The sequence below is a fragment of the Asaia spathodeae NBRC 105894 genome (assembly GCF_025994195.1).
Lineage (GTDB): Bacteria > Pseudomonadota > Alphaproteobacteria > Acetobacterales > Acetobacteraceae > Asaia > Asaia siamensis.
This window is the reverse complement of record NZ_BAPY01000048.1, coordinates 15,338-27,812: the sequence shown is the minus strand read 5'-3', so window position 1 is coordinate 27,812 and position 12,475 is coordinate 15,338. Positions and strand designations below refer to the sequence as shown.

Here is a 12,475-nt window from a genome sequence, read left to right as displayed (position 1 = left end):
AAAGGATAGCGCAGCGACGCCTTTCGTCCCGACACTTTCAGGACCGCTGTGGACGGAGATGGGGTCAAGATGGGTTCTCAGGGGACCCGTCTGCACGAAGCGACCAACGGGAGCGGAGGAAGATGGGGTGGAAACTGTCTTGACGCTATCGAGGCCTATGGCATGGCGCTATTGCGATTGATTCGGCTCAGGCATCGCCCTGATGAATGCGTCAACGGGATATGCCGAATGGCCAAGACCCGCAGGGGCTTGGGGCGGAGCCCGTGTCACGTGGCCCCGAAGGGGAGACGCCCGACTATACGAGTTTGGGTGGGACAGGATGATAGAGGGCGAGACCGGTCAGATGCCTGCCCAGTCTCGCGTCCGGATTTCTATTTGTCGCCGATCCTCGGCGCTGAGCTGAGCACCACTGAGATGCGTAACCGCAAGAGCTGGCCTTCCCCAAAGCATTGCTTCCTGAACCAGACGATAGGGTCGGGTAGGATGACTGGACCGAAGGAGCACCTTACCTGGCTGATGGCCCGGTATTTTCTTCAGCGTATCGTGGCCGATAACAAGGAAGCGCTCAGGCGGGTTGGCCGTAACCATTTCCTGCATCGCCTGGAGCGAATGGGCTTGCATCCGTCGTCGGAGAGCGAGCGGGATCGTCCGCCAGGAGGCGACTGAGACAGCACGGAAGAAATTGATATTGCCGCCCGCCATGGAGGTCATGAGCTCCGCGGGCCATATCTCGCGAAGAGCCCTGGCGAGGCGCCAGTTTTCGTAGGCGTAGGCGAGCTGATCCCGAGGCTTGTCCGGGCGCTTTAAGACTTCGGGCATGGTCTTGTCAGCTTCTGTGCATCCCGGTTGATAACCGAGGATGAACAATGAGGCGGCCGGAACCGGGGGGCCGTACAGGATCTCGTATCCGTAATCCTGCCCGTGCATCAGCGGGGCCAGCTCTGCATAGAGTTTATCAGTCGCTGCATAAGCTGCGCGGTAGACATCGTCATTCATAACGGGCGCCTCGCTGACGGGGCTGATATAGCCCCCGTTCGAGCGACGCATCATGGCCTCAACCCGGGGCCATGAGTAGAGAGTGACCAGCGCCTTGCGTATCCTGCACGCTGTGCTGTCCGTATTCCAGTTCGAGGCCATACCAGCGTTTGAACCATTCCGGACTGGGATGGATCACGAGGAGAGCGTCGAGGGCCTGTTTCGCCTGTTCCTTGGTTGGGAAAGGACCGGCGAGCATGTCGCCACTGATATTGTCAGCGACATGGAAGACGCCTGCCCCATCAGGAGCAGATTCCAGATAAGGCTCGACAGGAGGTGGTGGTGCCGACGGATCGGCGATATCGGCGAAGTCGCCCGGAAAGACGGAGGCAATGGGCGCTTCCAACAGCGCGAGCACCGCATTGACACGGGCATTGGTGGAATCACCACGATCCGCCCAGAGATCCCAGTCGATGCGCAGGAGGATCTCGTTGGCGAGGCGGTCGCGCAGATCGCTTATCGTGTCGTCATGAGCAATGGACACGCTCACAAGGTCGGGCGCGTTCGGCGCGGTGAAGAGTTCGAGCGGCAGGGCGCTTTGATACCCGGAGCATATGAATTTGAGCCTGACGGCTGTGAGGCAGGAAGAGTGCATGCGTTTTCTCCTGTCGCGGTCGCGCTGCTGCGCGGTCGACACGCGAGGTCGTGATGGAAATGGGGGGAAGTTTTGTGGCAGCATCGGGAGATGGCTATTTCCCGACGCAGATCGCGCAAAGCTGACAGCGGGGTGGGACAGCAGATGTCCCTCTTCCCGGTCGAGGCGCTATTGCGCCGTATCAGACCGGACAGGAATGAATGGCGGTATTACCGTCTGAGCATCCACCACGATCTGTTTGGAGGCGCGACATTGCTGCGGCAATGGGGTCGTATCGGCACGGCAGGCAGCACACGCGTCGATCTCTATCAGGATGAGGGAGAGGCCGCGGATGCGCTGACGCGCATGATCCGGTATCGAAAGAAACGCGGATACGCGCTTGTCGGCAGCTGATCAGAAGCGCCTGGAGAAGCCGCGCAGCATCGGATCGATGAGGGCGCGTCGCTCTGCAGCGGTCGATCGTGAGCGCGGGGTGTAAGGGCTGATTTCCGGCTGAGGAAGCGCGGGATCAGCACTGTGACTCTGCAGGGACAGGCTCGGGAACGGGTCAATACCGGTCCGTTGTTCGAGCGCCGCGAAGCTCAGCGTCTCGCAGACCGGCGCGTCGTCATTGCGGCACAGCCACGCGCCGCCTTGTTCGTGAACGGGATCGTAGACCGCCTTCCAGATCGCAACGGGGACCGGAATGCGGTCCCGGCCGATCGTCGGCCCATTAGCCTGAAGCACGGGACCGGTCACGACGTAGAGCTCGCCAACCCTGTGCGCCCAGTCGGCGACTGCCATCTCGATCCCGGTCCAGACCCCTTCGTTCAGAGCCGGGGTTTCGGGCACGACATTGGCGAGAGAGAAGGTCTCCTCCTGGGAGAGCTGATCAGGCGCTGAACCGCTCGGGGTGAGATGGCCGCGATCGAGGCCAGAGCCGCGGTAATCCGCCAGTTCTGCGCGCTGGCCATAAGGCAGCCCTGTTTCCGGATGGAAGAATTTCGTGACGCGTCCAAGGCTTTCCGCACTGTCGAGCGCCTCGTCTGTGAGATGCTCGGCCGACCACAGAGGAACGCGCGCGTCGAGCGACTGCATAGCGATATAGACCCTGCGACAGACGATCGCTGTATTTGGCCGGACTGGCTGCGCAAGCAATGCCGGCGGCGTGTGCCCGACAGAAAGATCATCGCAGGGGTGGGTCTGGGCATGAACCCCGGTCAGGGGCAGGGCCAAGGTCGCGAAGATTGCGGAAGCACGGAGAAAATCGCGCAACATACTGAAATCCCTTTACTTTATTCCCGGAGCGGCGCTTATCTTTCCTCATGCGAGGAGAACCCATGATTCAGGCAAGTGCAAGACTTCTTCGGTTTCCGGCCGAACGCTGTGCTGCGCCCACCTTCGATCATCTGCTGGCGCAGCTCCCCGCAGATACCAGCATGGCCGATGAGTGCCTGCGCTATGGCCTGTCGGCACCGGATCTGAATGCCTTGGGTGAGCAGGGCATCGCGATCGGTATGAAGATGCGTCGCCAGATCGTCTTGCCCGTCAATGCAGGCGAGGCCGCGAGCAAACGCGAAATCTGGTTTGCTCCCGCTCGCGTCACCATGCAGCGAAGCATCACGCGTATGCATGATCTGAAATGGCGTGCTGAGCAGACCGGAGATCCGCAGGATCACCGGGCCGCATTCAGCGCCCGCTATCGAGCCTGGCAGACGTGTCACCGATTGATCGCGGCCTGGGAAACGCTTTGCCTGGATGAAGAAGATGTGCGGCCGAGCGCATCAATCCTCACCTTCCAGAAGAAGGCGTCGGGCTGAGCGCTGGGCGCAACTGGCTTCACGGCGCCAGCTGGCGCTACGTGATGCGAGAAGGGCGTCCTCTTCAGAGGCGTCCCTGAGGAAGGCAGCTTCCGCCAGGGTTCGACGGGGATTTCCGAAATACGCGCAAAGCGCTGCGGCTTGCATGTCGGCGGAGGGGGCATAACCTTTGGCGGCATGGAGAGCGGTCCGCATGGCGAGATCCTTTCACCGTATGGCACGGCGTTTCAGAGTGAAGTCTTATTCCCGATTGCGGCGGCGACAGCCGCCTGGGCGCGCAAGCGCCACTGGGCGAACCACTCGACGAGGTCGGCGCCCTCTACGGGATGATCCTCTCCGAAGGCCTCGGCTTCGTAGCCGAGCGCCTCCTCGATGACCGAAATCAGGGAGCGGGGGATTGCGTCCGGCATTGTCGGATCAGCGCCGCGCGAGAAGCGTGGTGTGGTGAACAGGCCTGGCATCATCCCCGGCCAAGAGACTCGGGCCGCATGTGCAGGTCAGGACCAGCATCACGAAAGCCGCGACATAGAGGAACATGGCGGCGAGTTCGCGCGTGTTGGCGATCAGGGCCTGATTGGTTTCTTTCGTCATGACGGGTTCCTTTTCGGGATGGATCGGAACACCCGGCTAGCCACTTCTCATGGACCGCCTGGGTGGTCAGGACGGAGCAGACTGTCTGTCTTTTCTCCCCTTGACCCGATCCGCAGCTCATGGCGCGTGCAGCCCGGAAAGGGCGATGCGCCGGCACGGCGCGTCGGGAGCTTGCGACAACCCCTTGTAGGGCTGTGCGCGCCATGAGAGCGGTCCCTCTCCTCTTCTCTCCTCTTCTCTCCTCTTCTCTCCTCTTCTCTCGTTTTCTTCGGTACCTCCCCAGCGGTCCACTGGCCTTTCGGGGCGGACGGCATTGGGGAGGATCAGTCGGGGCCGACGCCACTGATCGTGACGGTTTGCCCAAACGCCGCCGCCGCGAGAGCGGTGCGGATGGGGAGCATGGCGGGTGTCTCTGATGTGGCCTCGCCATGCTGGTTCTGCATGACGCAGTCATGGGCCTGAGCGGCAGCCTCGCGATCGACATCGAGCACCTGATGGGTAGAGTGCTCGATCTGGTACGCCCAGTTTGTGAGGCTGATCGAGGCGATCTTTGTGCCCGTTGCAAGGTCCAGCACGATCGCACCGCCGCAATACGCATCAAGGCATGGCTTGCTGCAATCACCAGTCCAGATCAGACTCCAGCGAACCGGCAGGGTGAGCTTCTTCTCGCAGCAGGCGTACACGAAGGTCAGCACGTCCTCGATCGACCCACGTTCATCATGGTGAATCCACAGATGCTGGAGTTCGGAATCAGGAGGCTCGTTCGCCTCGGCCTTGAAGCCAACAGAGTCCGACTCAAAGGCCCCGTCAGCACCTTCCGCGCGCATTGCTTCGAGCAATTCAAGGGCCAGAATGCCCGCTTTAGCGCTGCATAGCGGCAGAAGAGTGGAGAATTTTGTGTAGTGGTTGGGCATTGCAGTCAGTCCTCATCGAAGAATGGAAGGGTCTCATCGACCGGGCCGTCCGCATCGAGCAGGACGTAATCGCAGTCCAGCTCACGCGCACGGGCGAGGAGCGCAGCGAGACCGGGCACTTCGCTCCATGTGAGGGGATCCGGCTCTTCCTCGGCGTAAATCATCCACCCGTAAGGTCCGACCAGACAGGTTCCGGGCGTGTTCCGGGTTCCTGGGGCGAGAGCCTGCGATAGCTGTTCGCGGTCGCGCGGCGAGAGATGCCCCGTGCTGAGATCAAGGAACTTACGAACGCTCATGCGTCATGCTCCTTCAGCCAGACGCGCAGGCGTCGGGCTGCGGCATGGCTTTCGGGGTGGCGTGTGTCCAAAATTGCGCGCGCAAGGATTCCATCCAGATCCCGCCGCATGTCGCGATCTGTCCGGAGGAAATCAGAGGCACCACAGGTCAGGATCAGGTCTTCGCTGCCAGACGCACGGACCTCGGCAAGGATATCCGTGTCCTCGACCGTATCGGGGTCGAGGGAGGCAGTTGATCCATCAGGCAGGATGACGGAACGGACGCCGCCACTGGTATCGTCAGAAACACCTGACAGCACAATCCGTGCTGCCGTTTCTGCGTTGCAGGCCTCTATCGCGAGGGTCGCCTGATCCCTCAAGATCAGGCGTTCGACGATCGTGACATCGAAGCGAGGCATGGCGCTTACTCCGTCACGTTGTGGGGGACGCAGTAACCAGCGCTCATAAGCTCGGTCGCCACGGCGAAGGGGTGGTGACGATCCTTGTATCGCCTGGTCATGATTGACGTGTCGGTTCTGTCGAACAGGGAGCAGTGCGAGTTTGTATAAAGCTGAACACGGGCATTGATCATCCGCAGCCAGCCATAATAGCCGAGATGCCCGTGAGCATGAGGCGTGAACTCGTCGGGCTCGGCATCTGTCCAGACAGGAGCGCGATCGCTGAGCTGGAATGGAGCCGTTTCTGCCCCCCACATACGCACGGGGGGCGTCCCGTCCTCGATCGTTGCATCGAGCGTGATTGTGAACAGGAACGCCTCCTCGCGCAGCCCGCCGTCTCGAGCGCATTTGGCGTACCAGCGCGGCTTGCGCGCGCCTGGAATGATCTCGGCGCAAACGAGAAAGGACAGTTCGCGCGAACGCTGTCGTATCAGCTGGCCGAAATTGTTCATCGCACTCGCAAGGGAGGCCGCGTTCGTGGCGTCTGCCTCATGGGAGAGGTCTGCAAAAATCCCGGGCGTGGGCTCGATCGCATACTGATTGGCTTTCTCGATGCGTGCGGCGGGGGACGCGACCAACTGGAAACGGGGCATCGTGAGTCTCCTGAATACGAAAAAGCCGCCTTGCGGCGGCTTGAGGGAATGGAAAGGATCAGGCTTCGGATCGGGAGGTGAAGACATACTCGGCACCGCCAAACGACTTGCTCCATGGCGTGTCTTCCTGCCTGGCGCAGTCGCTGTGATGGTCGAATGTGCCGGTCTTGAAGCGGCCGGTGATCTCGGACACCTGATCTTCAGACGGGCCGTCGCTCCAGCGAACGTAAATGCTGCCGTGATCCGACTTGCGAACACTGAATTTCGTTCCCTTGAACGCAGCCTTGAGAAGTTTGCGGATGTTTTTCGCGGCGAGTGCTCCGTCGCGAGCATCACCCTGTTCCAGATCGACATAAGCCGGGTCGGCTTTCAGGGCTTCAACCGCACGTGCGAACGCCGCCTCTTTCTCGCGCTTTTCTGCTTCCCTTGCCGCAGTATAGGCATCTGAAGCTTCCTCGAGGGCGGCAAGCTTCGAGGCGTCAGCAAAACCTGTTTCTCTCGGAAAGATTTTCCATTGTACGCCACGCAAAATGCATTCGGGGAGTTTCCTGGAGCGTCCCCCGGATTCGAAGACGATATCAAACTCGGCCTGACCGCCAGTCGCGAACATGTTGAGGACTCGCCTGACCGTCTCCGGCTTCTGCTCGCCGTAAATTGCTGTGATGTAGCCAATTCCCCGCCCGTAGAGGCCTGTTGAAACCATGGTGCCGACTTCGAGGGTATGTGCTGTATCTGACATCCTGCGTCTCCTTCATTTTTTGCTGGATGCCCTCCCGCTGACGCGAACGACTGGCCGGGGCCAGGGCGGCGCGCGCGCCGTTCACGGAGCCACGCGCAGCTTGCGAGCATGGCGACGCCCTGGCGGCGGACTGGCGTTTGTGTCAGCCCCTCTCTCCTCATTGTCTCGCGGGTTGCGCCGTGATGAGGGAGGGTGGATGTGAAGAGGGCAAAGAAAAGGGCGATGCCTCTGCGCGGAGACATCGCCCTTGAAAATCGTATCCGGATTGACCATCATCGGAGGTGATCGAGGGGTACCTCGGGAAAAGATAGCCCCTCGATCGGTGTGGAAATACTACTCGAAAAGGCTCTTCAGAGCGGCTGTAACCGCCTGAAGGGCTTTCTTCGTTTTACGAAGAGATTTCGAGAGCCATTTCCTGTCCACCACAATCAAGACGATCACGGAGGACTCTCCTCTGACAATGGGCGCGACACCACGGCCCCGCGGCATCTGACCCGGCTACGAGATATGGGGCCGCGACGGTGCAGAGGTGTGCCCTCTGGACCGTTTCGCCCATGCCCGGCTCGTCAGGCGGCCCAAATGTTCGGTCGCGTCAAAATGGGATCTCCCACTCCTCGAGCGGCGGAATCGTTTTCGGGGCCGTAAGATCGCGCCATGCGTCGATACCGTGCTCGCTGACATAGTCATGAGCGCTGTCGTCTTCCGGATGGGGAACGCGCGATCCGACATAAAAAGGATTGGGGTACCAGACGTCACGGTCGCTGAGCACCCATGCACAGTCGGTGCGCACCCGTCCTGCCTCAAGGGCGTATTCGCGATCGGCGAGAGATTCGAAGCTCATCCTGCGTCTCCTTATATTTCTGCTGGATGCCCTCTCGCTGACGCGAACGACTGGCCGGGGCCAGGGCGGCGCTCGCGCCGTTCACGGAGCCACGCGCAGCTTGCGAGCATGGCGACGCCCTGGCGGCGGACTGGCGTTTGTGTCAGCCCCCTTTCTTCTTCCGGCCCGCTCTTTTGGGTTTGGGAGACGCGGGTTGAAGCATAGGAACGCTAATAGAGGTAGGTGTCACCTCGAACCATACAAGCGGATCGGGCGCCGTCGCATCGCACGCGGCCTGAATAGCCGATGCGTCAAGGAACTCGCATCCGTCATCTCCACCGAATGCTGATCTCTTTATGAACCACCAATTGTCAGGGTCCGCCTTCGGATCACATTCAACGGCGTAGACTGCGGCATTTTTCCCTGTTTCGGGATTCTTTGGATGGTCGGGACCATTCGACATGAGATAGATGCCATCATCGCCGACCAGCCAGAGCCCCGCTGGAATTTTGGTCCCATCGATATCTTCGGCCCTGGCGTACGCCCGAGTGGGTGCTCCAGCTTTAAGGAACTGAGGATCAAAGAGCTGCTCGCCACTAGGCAAACGTGATGTTGCGCTACGGCTATGCTCGAGAAGACGAAGTGTTTGCTCACGGTTGAAGTGCAGTTTCATGGTATTTCCTCAGGAGGGGTGGCGGTCATTGAAGACGCGTGTTGCAGGCGATCCGGTACGGACTAGCTGCCATGCGGGGTTGGTGCGGCTGGCTCTCAGCGGCAGCGGTTTGTCGTGACGACCGTCCCAGCTCAGACCTTCGCAGGGACCGAGGAGCTTTGCGGCCTGGGCGACGCGATCACGGCCGGGGCAGACGCGCTCATTGCCGCCCGCACTGCGCTGGCAGGGATTTCCGGGCGTGGCGCTGCAGTCGGGACAGGCGAAGCGGTAGGCCGGATCGCCGTCATCCCATTCGTGATGGCAACGGCGGCACGTCACGCTCTCGGACGTGCAGGACCAGCGAACCGGTGTGCTGAAAGTCGGCATTCTTCTGGAAAACAGATCGTAGGTCATCGACAATCTCCTCTTGGTTGCCTCCCGCGCGACGGGGCGTCGGTTTTCGGGTCAAGGGCGACGCGCAAGCGTCGGGCGCAGCCTTCCCTTGATGCGAAAACCGACGTCCCGTAGCCCTCTCTGCTTTGTTGGTGGGGCACGCGTGTTGGGTGCCCCTGCCCTTCGGGTTCAGGCGAACGGGATCTCGTCGTCCAGATCCCCGCCTGAGTTGCCGCCATCTTGCGGCTGACGCGGCGGAACATTACGGGAGGGGCGATCATCGAGGCCGTAGCGGCTCTCATCGCTGTAGCTCTGCGCGTTATCGAGCAGGGTGAGCTCGCCACGAAAGCGGTCGATAACGATTTCCGTGGTGTAGCGGTCCTCGCCGGACTGATCGGTCCATTTGCGGGTCTGAAGCTGTCCCTCGATGTAGACCTTGCGTCCCTTACGCCCGAAGCGCTCGGCTACGTCGGCAAGGCGTTCGTTGAAGATCACAACGCGATGCCATTCAGTCCGCTCCTTGCGCTCGCCCGAATTGCGGTCGTTCCAGCTTTCGCTCGTGGCGACTGAAAAACTGACGATCTTCGCGCCAGATTGGGCGTTACGGACTTCCGGGTCGCGACCGAGATTGCCTACGAGAATGACCTTGTTGACGCTTCCTGACATGAGGGAATCTCCATGAATGCGTGAAGAGAGGACCGTCCCGGCCACCTGGCGCACAGTCGCAGAAGTTGCTCTGCCTGCTCGGGATCATGTTTCTCTCTTGATGCTTCCCGGGAACCGGGACGGCGCAGCCGGGGCAATCGCGGCGCTCTTGCGCCGGGATCGGCATCGACCCGCAGCCACGCGCAGCTTGCGAGCATGGCGAGGACGCGATGCCGACCCACCGATTGCGCCGGCTGCGCCGTTCTGGTTTCCCCCTCTCCTCTCTCTCCTGTGTGCAGCGTTCTATGGATGCATTCGAGACGGCGCGACGCGACGCCTAGGTTGGCACCATGATCTCGCGCCAACGCTTACCTGCATGCCACTCGGCGACGCCTTGCAACGCCCAGTTCGACCCTTCGGGGTGGTATTCGCAGGACAATGCAAGGCCCGGAAATTCTCTGCTGATACGATCACCCAGAAGATAGGTGGGGCCGTCATCAAGGCCAAGCTGGTCGAAGTGCAGCTCCCGCAGACCGCCAGCCGCAACGGCTGGCGCCTCCTCGACCATCAATTGCGCCCGCAGGCGCTCGATATCGGCGGCGCTACCGATTGCCGTGAAGATATTGTGGCTACGATTGCCCATCACGCCGCCTCCTGCGCAATTCTGGACACAAGCGCGGCGATATTCCAGCTTTCGGGCAGGCACTGCGTCGGCATGCCCCGACAGATCGGGACGAGCAGAACGGTATCGGTCGATGTGGCATCAGAGCGCATGAGAAGTTTCCTTGAAACTGGCTGGGAGTTTTTCTCAGCCTTCTCTTCGCGGCCGCCGCAGACGCTGGGTCGGGTCAAGGGCCTTGCGCCCTTGATGCGACCGGGCGGCTGTGGCCCGCCTTTGCCTCGGGTTTTCTGAACTTGCCTATCCCGCAGAACCCGCCCTCCTCCTCAAGAGAGGCGCGATCTGCATTGGCCCTGCGCAAGGGAGGGCCAATGCGCTCGAGGGTCAGACGCAGATGATTTCCACGTGGTCATCGAAATGCTTCCGCCCCGCAGGGGTGGACGCGAAGCTGTCCCGCAAGCGGGCCGACAGGGCAGCGAGGGTTGGATCGGCAGTCTTACTGTGCGGGGCGATCTCGATCGAGGCGGCTTCGTCCTCGACCGGGTCGCTGGGCGGTATCATCTCCGGGGCAACCGCATCTGCGTCGTCGCCTGTGACGTCCTCGCCCGGGTCCTCATCTTCGGCATCCGTGTCATCCGTGTCGGTATCATTCCATCGAGCGAGGCGTCTGGCTTCTTCGGCGGCCTGAGCGCGCCAGACGTCCACGGCCTGCGCGAACCCAGCCTCGGGCGGCACCCAATGACCCTGCCCTACATGGTTGATAAGGCTGGCACGCATGAGCTTGCCAGTTGCCTGTTCTGCAAGACCGAGTGCCTGGACGGCTTTGGTAATACCGGGCTTGGAGTAGGTCTTGAGAAACTCCTCAAAGGCGAGGCTCGGCATATGCGCATCGGCATTGAAGTGAACGCCCAGCAGCTGAGCCGAGAGGCCGCTGCCCGAGTGAATGCTGATCTCGCAATTCGAGATCGATTTCAGCACTGTGATCGCATGTTGGCGGAGCAGATCGGGATCGCGAACGAGGACACCTTCAGGAAAGAGCGCGCTGCGTGCCCGGGTTCTGGCGTTGTTCGCATAGGCACAACCTTTGGAGCGATCGCCATCAACGCGGATATTGCTGTTCGACAAAGCGAGCAGGAGAGCGCCGACCAGATCCCAGGGATCGACATCGGCAACCTGCGCATCAAGCGCCTCGTCCAGCGCCCGTGTGCGGATCTCGCCGATCATCTTATCGCCGGTGCCCGAGATATCGGCACGCTCCTTTTTGGCGACGGGAGCAGGTGCATATGTCCCTGACGACGATGACGGTGCGGCGACCTCATATCGCCGGAAGTCCCACTCCTTCACCAGGAGCGTGCGAGGATCCAGCGCGTAAGCCTGTCCTTCTGTCGTATCATCGTAATGACTCTTCCCGAATCCATCCGGGAAAAGGGGATAACCGTACTCACTACACTCGATCCGGATCTTGTCCTCGCCGAGAATGCTATCAATCCACGCGGACTGCGCAGCGGAAAATGCCAAAGCGTCCCGTGTATAGCGGCTATCCTGGTCGGCGGGCGCAAAGAGATCTTCTTCCCAGACGATCCCATGCTCCTTTGCCAGATCGTCGCCAAAACGGGCATCGCGCGCGTAAAATTCGTTATGGGAGAGGGCGTGTGCCAGCTCGTTCCACTCGTAATTCTGCGCTTCTTTCTGCGTCATACGATACTGGGCAGGGTCAGCGCCGTCCTGAACATGGTCGGACCACATTTCAAACCACGCGGCCTCCTGTTCCTCGATCGGCGATTTCGCAATGGCTGCGCGAGCTTTACCCTCGGGTCCGTAACCAAGCGCAATAGCGTCTAGAATGGGGGGGTGCAGACGAGACAACAGTTCGAGCTGTTTCAAGTCGGTCGGCGTAATCATCATTGCCTTGCGAATCTGGGCGTCGCTCAGCCCTTTTTCTTTGCGCAGCCTGACCACGAACGCCCATTGATCGGGTTCGCTCATGGCCTGCCGGATCATATTCTCTGACCCGGCGATGAGCGCATCGAGTTTCTCGTCTGCCTCAGTGACGTGAACCGGGATCTCCGTGAGTTTGGCCTTGATGCACGCACGAACGCGTCGTGAGCCGGCGATGATTTTCAGCGAACCATCTTCCTGCTCACGGACTAAAGGCGGGTGAATGAGACCGGCAATCTGGATGTTGAGTGCAAGGCGGCGGTCATCCTCTTCGGAGGCTGGTGAGCGGCGCGGGTTCGTGTCGTTGGCCACGAGTGTCCTGGGATCGACAAGGCGCAGTTCGGGTGTCGCATTGGTCATGGTCATGTCTCCTCATCTCCTGCGCCACGCGCAGGAGCGGTTTCATTCG

The 12,475-nt window shown here is 60.9% G+C and carries 20 protein-coding genes; 2 read left to right on the top strand and 18 right to left on the bottom strand.

The features are described from left to right. Positions 1 to 339 precede the first annotated feature (339 nt). Entirely contained in the window at positions 340 to 1,050 is a 711-nt protein-coding gene (locus AA105894_RS12550) for a hypothetical protein (RefSeq protein WP_267312040.1), read from the bottom strand. 4 nt (positions 1,051 to 1,054) lie between these two features. Then, a complete protein-coding gene (locus AA105894_RS12545) occupies positions 1,055 to 1,630 on the bottom strand; it encodes a hypothetical protein (RefSeq protein WP_267312039.1) in 576 nt (191 codons plus the stop codon). Positions 1,631 to 1,774: 144 nt separating this feature from the next. Between AA105894_RS12545 and AA105894_RS12540 the strand changes: the two genes are divergently transcribed. Further along, positions 1,775 to 2,023: a WGR domain-containing protein gene (locus tag AA105894_RS12540; RefSeq protein ID WP_306414314.1), complete on the top strand. Its 249-nt coding sequence runs from the start codon at positions 1,775 to 1,777 to the stop codon at positions 2,021 to 2,023. Here AA105894_RS12540 and AA105894_RS12535 read toward each other — a convergent pair whose 3' ends face one another. Further along, positions 2,024 to 2,887, bottom strand: a complete 864-nt coding sequence (locus AA105894_RS12535; RefSeq protein ID WP_267312037.1) for a DNA/RNA non-specific endonuclease — start codon at positions 2,885 to 2,887, stop codon at positions 2,024 to 2,026. It abuts the gene before it with no gap. A 62-nt stretch (positions 2,888 to 2,949) separates the two neighbouring features. On the opposite strand from AA105894_RS12535, the gene AA105894_RS12530 reads away from it, so the two are divergent. Further along, positions 2,950 to 3,429 carry a hypothetical protein gene (locus tag AA105894_RS12530; RefSeq protein ID WP_267312036.1) on the top strand — a complete coding sequence of 160 codons (480 nt, stop codon included), beginning with the start codon at positions 2,950 to 2,952 and terminating at the stop codon, positions 3,427 to 3,429. Here the strand turns inward: AA105894_RS12530 and AA105894_RS12525 are convergent. The 15 genes from AA105894_RS12525 to AA105894_RS12455 all read right to left on the bottom strand — a co-directional run bounded on the left by AA105894_RS12525 (position 3,394) and on the right by AA105894_RS12455 (position 12,432). Next, positions 3,394 to 3,624, bottom strand: coding sequence for a hypothetical protein (locus AA105894_RS12525; RefSeq protein WP_267312035.1), 231 nt, complete (start codon positions 3,622 to 3,624; stop codon positions 3,394 to 3,396). The two genes, AA105894_RS12530 and AA105894_RS12525, sit on opposite strands and share 36 nt — an antisense overlap. Before the next feature lie 32 nt (positions 3,625 to 3,656). Beyond that, positions 3,657 to 3,839 (bottom strand): hypothetical protein, encoded by a 183-nt coding sequence (locus tag AA105894_RS12520; protein ID WP_267312034.1) that lies wholly within the window; start codon positions 3,837 to 3,839, stop codon positions 3,657 to 3,659. A gap of 7 nt (positions 3,840 to 3,846) precedes the next feature. Next, positions 3,847 to 4,020, bottom strand: coding sequence for a hypothetical protein (locus AA105894_RS12515; RefSeq protein WP_267312033.1), 174 nt, complete (start codon positions 4,018 to 4,020; stop codon positions 3,847 to 3,849). Positions 4,021 to 4,343: 323 nt separating this feature from the next. Next, the gene (locus tag AA105894_RS12510; protein WP_267312032.1) at positions 4,344 to 4,934 is read right to left on the bottom strand and encodes a hypothetical protein; all 591 of its coding nucleotides are present in this window, start codon (positions 4,932 to 4,934) and stop codon (positions 4,344 to 4,346) included. 5 nt (positions 4,935 to 4,939) lie between these two features. Next, the gene (locus AA105894_RS12505; protein WP_267312031.1) at positions 4,940 to 5,230 is read right to left on the bottom strand and encodes a DUF5983 family protein; all 291 of its coding nucleotides are present in this window, start codon (positions 5,228 to 5,230) and stop codon (positions 4,940 to 4,942) included. After that, positions 5,227 to 5,628, bottom strand: coding sequence for a hypothetical protein (locus tag AA105894_RS12500; RefSeq protein WP_267312030.1), 402 nt, complete (start codon positions 5,626 to 5,628; stop codon positions 5,227 to 5,229). The genes AA105894_RS12505 and AA105894_RS12500 overlap by 4 nt, the downstream gene beginning before the upstream one ends. 5 nt (positions 5,629 to 5,633) lie before the next feature. Continuing rightward, positions 5,634 to 6,260 carry a hypothetical protein gene (locus tag AA105894_RS12495; protein WP_267312029.1) on the bottom strand — a complete coding sequence of 209 codons (627 nt, stop codon included), beginning with the start codon at positions 6,258 to 6,260 and terminating at the stop codon, positions 5,634 to 5,636. 58 nt (positions 6,261 to 6,318) lie between these two features. Continuing rightward, positions 6,319 to 6,999 carry an LPD29 domain-containing protein gene (locus tag AA105894_RS12490; protein ID WP_267312028.1) on the bottom strand — a complete coding sequence of 227 codons (681 nt, stop codon included), beginning with the start codon at positions 6,997 to 6,999 and terminating at the stop codon, positions 6,319 to 6,321. Between the two features lie 592 nt (positions 7,000 to 7,591). Then, positions 7,592 to 7,840: a hypothetical protein gene (locus AA105894_RS12485; protein ID WP_267312027.1), complete on the bottom strand. Its 249-nt coding sequence runs from the start codon at positions 7,838 to 7,840 to the stop codon at positions 7,592 to 7,594. Positions 7,841 to 7,982: 142 nt separating this feature from the next. After that, the gene (locus tag AA105894_RS12480; protein ID WP_267312026.1) at positions 7,983 to 8,492 is read right to left on the bottom strand and encodes a DUF3085 domain-containing protein; all 510 of its coding nucleotides are present in this window, start codon (positions 8,490 to 8,492) and stop codon (positions 7,983 to 7,985) included. Between the two features lie 9 nt (positions 8,493 to 8,501). Further along, positions 8,502 to 8,885, bottom strand: a complete 384-nt coding sequence (locus AA105894_RS12475) for a hypothetical protein (RefSeq protein ID WP_267312025.1) — start codon at positions 8,883 to 8,885, stop codon at positions 8,502 to 8,504. 168 nt (positions 8,886 to 9,053) lie between these two features. After that, the gene (ssb, locus tag AA105894_RS12470; RefSeq protein ID WP_267312024.1) at positions 9,054 to 9,530 is read right to left on the bottom strand and encodes a single-stranded DNA-binding protein; all 477 of its coding nucleotides are present in this window, start codon (positions 9,528 to 9,530) and stop codon (positions 9,054 to 9,056) included. 316 nt (positions 9,531 to 9,846) lie between these two features. Then, the gene (locus AA105894_RS12465) at positions 9,847 to 10,152 is read right to left on the bottom strand and encodes a hypothetical protein (protein WP_267312023.1); all 306 of its coding nucleotides are present in this window, start codon (positions 10,150 to 10,152) and stop codon (positions 9,847 to 9,849) included. Then, positions 10,152 to 10,283 (bottom strand): hypothetical protein, encoded by a 132-nt coding sequence (locus tag AA105894_RS12460; RefSeq protein WP_267312022.1) that lies wholly within the window; start codon positions 10,281 to 10,283, stop codon positions 10,152 to 10,154. Before AA105894_RS12460 ends, AA105894_RS12465 begins: the two co-directional genes overlap by 1 nt. A 229-nt stretch (positions 10,284 to 10,512) precedes the next feature. Further along, complete coding sequence (locus tag AA105894_RS12455) at positions 10,513 to 12,432, bottom strand: ParB N-terminal domain-containing protein (RefSeq protein WP_267312021.1); 1,920 nt, start codon at positions 12,430 to 12,432, stop codon at positions 10,513 to 10,515. Positions 12,433 to 12,475 lie beyond the last annotated feature (43 nt).

Excerpts from the sequence above, each read along its gene's own strand:
- AA105894_RS12550 (WP_267312040.1), bottom strand. The coding sequence starts at position 1,050 with ATGATGCGTCGCTCGAACGGGGGCTATATCAGCCCCGTCAGCGAGGCG.
- AA105894_RS12545 (WP_267312039.1), bottom strand. The coding sequence starts at position 1,630 with ATGCACTCTTCCTGCCTCACAGCCGTCAGGCTCAAATTCATATGCTCC.
- AA105894_RS12540 (WP_306414314.1), top strand. The coding sequence starts at position 1,775 with ATGTCCCTCTTCCCGGTCGAGGCGCTATTGCGCCGTATCAGACCGGAC.
- AA105894_RS12535 (WP_267312037.1), bottom strand. The coding sequence starts at position 2,887 with ATGTTGCGCGATTTTCTCCGTGCTTCCGCAATCTTCGCGACCTTGGCC.
- AA105894_RS12530 (WP_267312036.1), top strand. The coding sequence starts at position 2,950 with ATGATTCAGGCAAGTGCAAGACTTCTTCGGTTTCCGGCCGAACGCTGT.
- AA105894_RS12525 (WP_267312035.1), bottom strand. The coding sequence starts at position 3,624 with ATGCGGACCGCTCTCCATGCCGCCAAAGGTTATGCCCCCTCCGCCGAC.
- AA105894_RS12520 (WP_267312034.1), bottom strand. The coding sequence starts at position 3,839 with ATGCCGGACGCAATCCCCCGCTCCCTGATTTCGGTCATCGAGGAGGCG.
- AA105894_RS12515 (WP_267312033.1), bottom strand. The coding sequence starts at position 4,020 with ATGACGAAAGAAACCAATCAGGCCCTGATCGCCAACACGCGCGAACTC.
- AA105894_RS12510 (WP_267312032.1), bottom strand. The coding sequence starts at position 4,934 with ATGCCCAACCACTACACAAAATTCTCCACTCTTCTGCCGCTATGCAGC.
- AA105894_RS12505 (WP_267312031.1), bottom strand. The coding sequence starts at position 5,230 with ATGAGCGTTCGTAAGTTCCTTGATCTCAGCACGGGGCATCTCTCGCCG.
- AA105894_RS12500 (WP_267312030.1), bottom strand. The coding sequence starts at position 5,628 with ATGCCTCGCTTCGATGTCACGATCGTCGAACGCCTGATCTTGAGGGAT.
- AA105894_RS12495 (WP_267312029.1), bottom strand. The coding sequence starts at position 6,260 with ATGCCCCGTTTCCAGTTGGTCGCGTCCCCCGCCGCACGCATCGAGAAA.
- AA105894_RS12490 (WP_267312028.1), bottom strand. The coding sequence starts at position 6,999 with ATGTCAGATACAGCACATACCCTCGAAGTCGGCACCATGGTTTCAACA.
- AA105894_RS12485 (WP_267312027.1), bottom strand. The coding sequence starts at position 7,840 with ATGAGCTTCGAATCTCTCGCCGATCGCGAATACGCCCTTGAGGCAGGA.
- AA105894_RS12480 (WP_267312026.1), bottom strand. The coding sequence starts at position 8,492 with ATGAAACTGCACTTCAACCGTGAGCAAACACTTCGTCTTCTCGAGCAT.
- AA105894_RS12475 (WP_267312025.1), bottom strand. The coding sequence starts at position 8,885 with ATGACCTACGATCTGTTTTCCAGAAGAATGCCGACTTTCAGCACACCG.
- ssb (WP_267312024.1), bottom strand. The coding sequence starts at position 9,530 with ATGTCAGGAAGCGTCAACAAGGTCATTCTCGTAGGCAATCTCGGTCGC.
- AA105894_RS12465 (WP_267312023.1), bottom strand. The coding sequence starts at position 10,152 with ATGGGCAATCGTAGCCACAATATCTTCACGGCAATCGGTAGCGCCGCC.
- AA105894_RS12460 (WP_267312022.1), bottom strand. The coding sequence starts at position 10,283 with ATGCGCTCTGATGCCACATCGACCGATACCGTTCTGCTCGTCCCGATC.
- AA105894_RS12455 (WP_267312021.1), bottom strand. The coding sequence starts at position 12,432 with ATGACCATGACCAATGCGACACCCGAACTGCGCCTTGTCGATCCCAGG.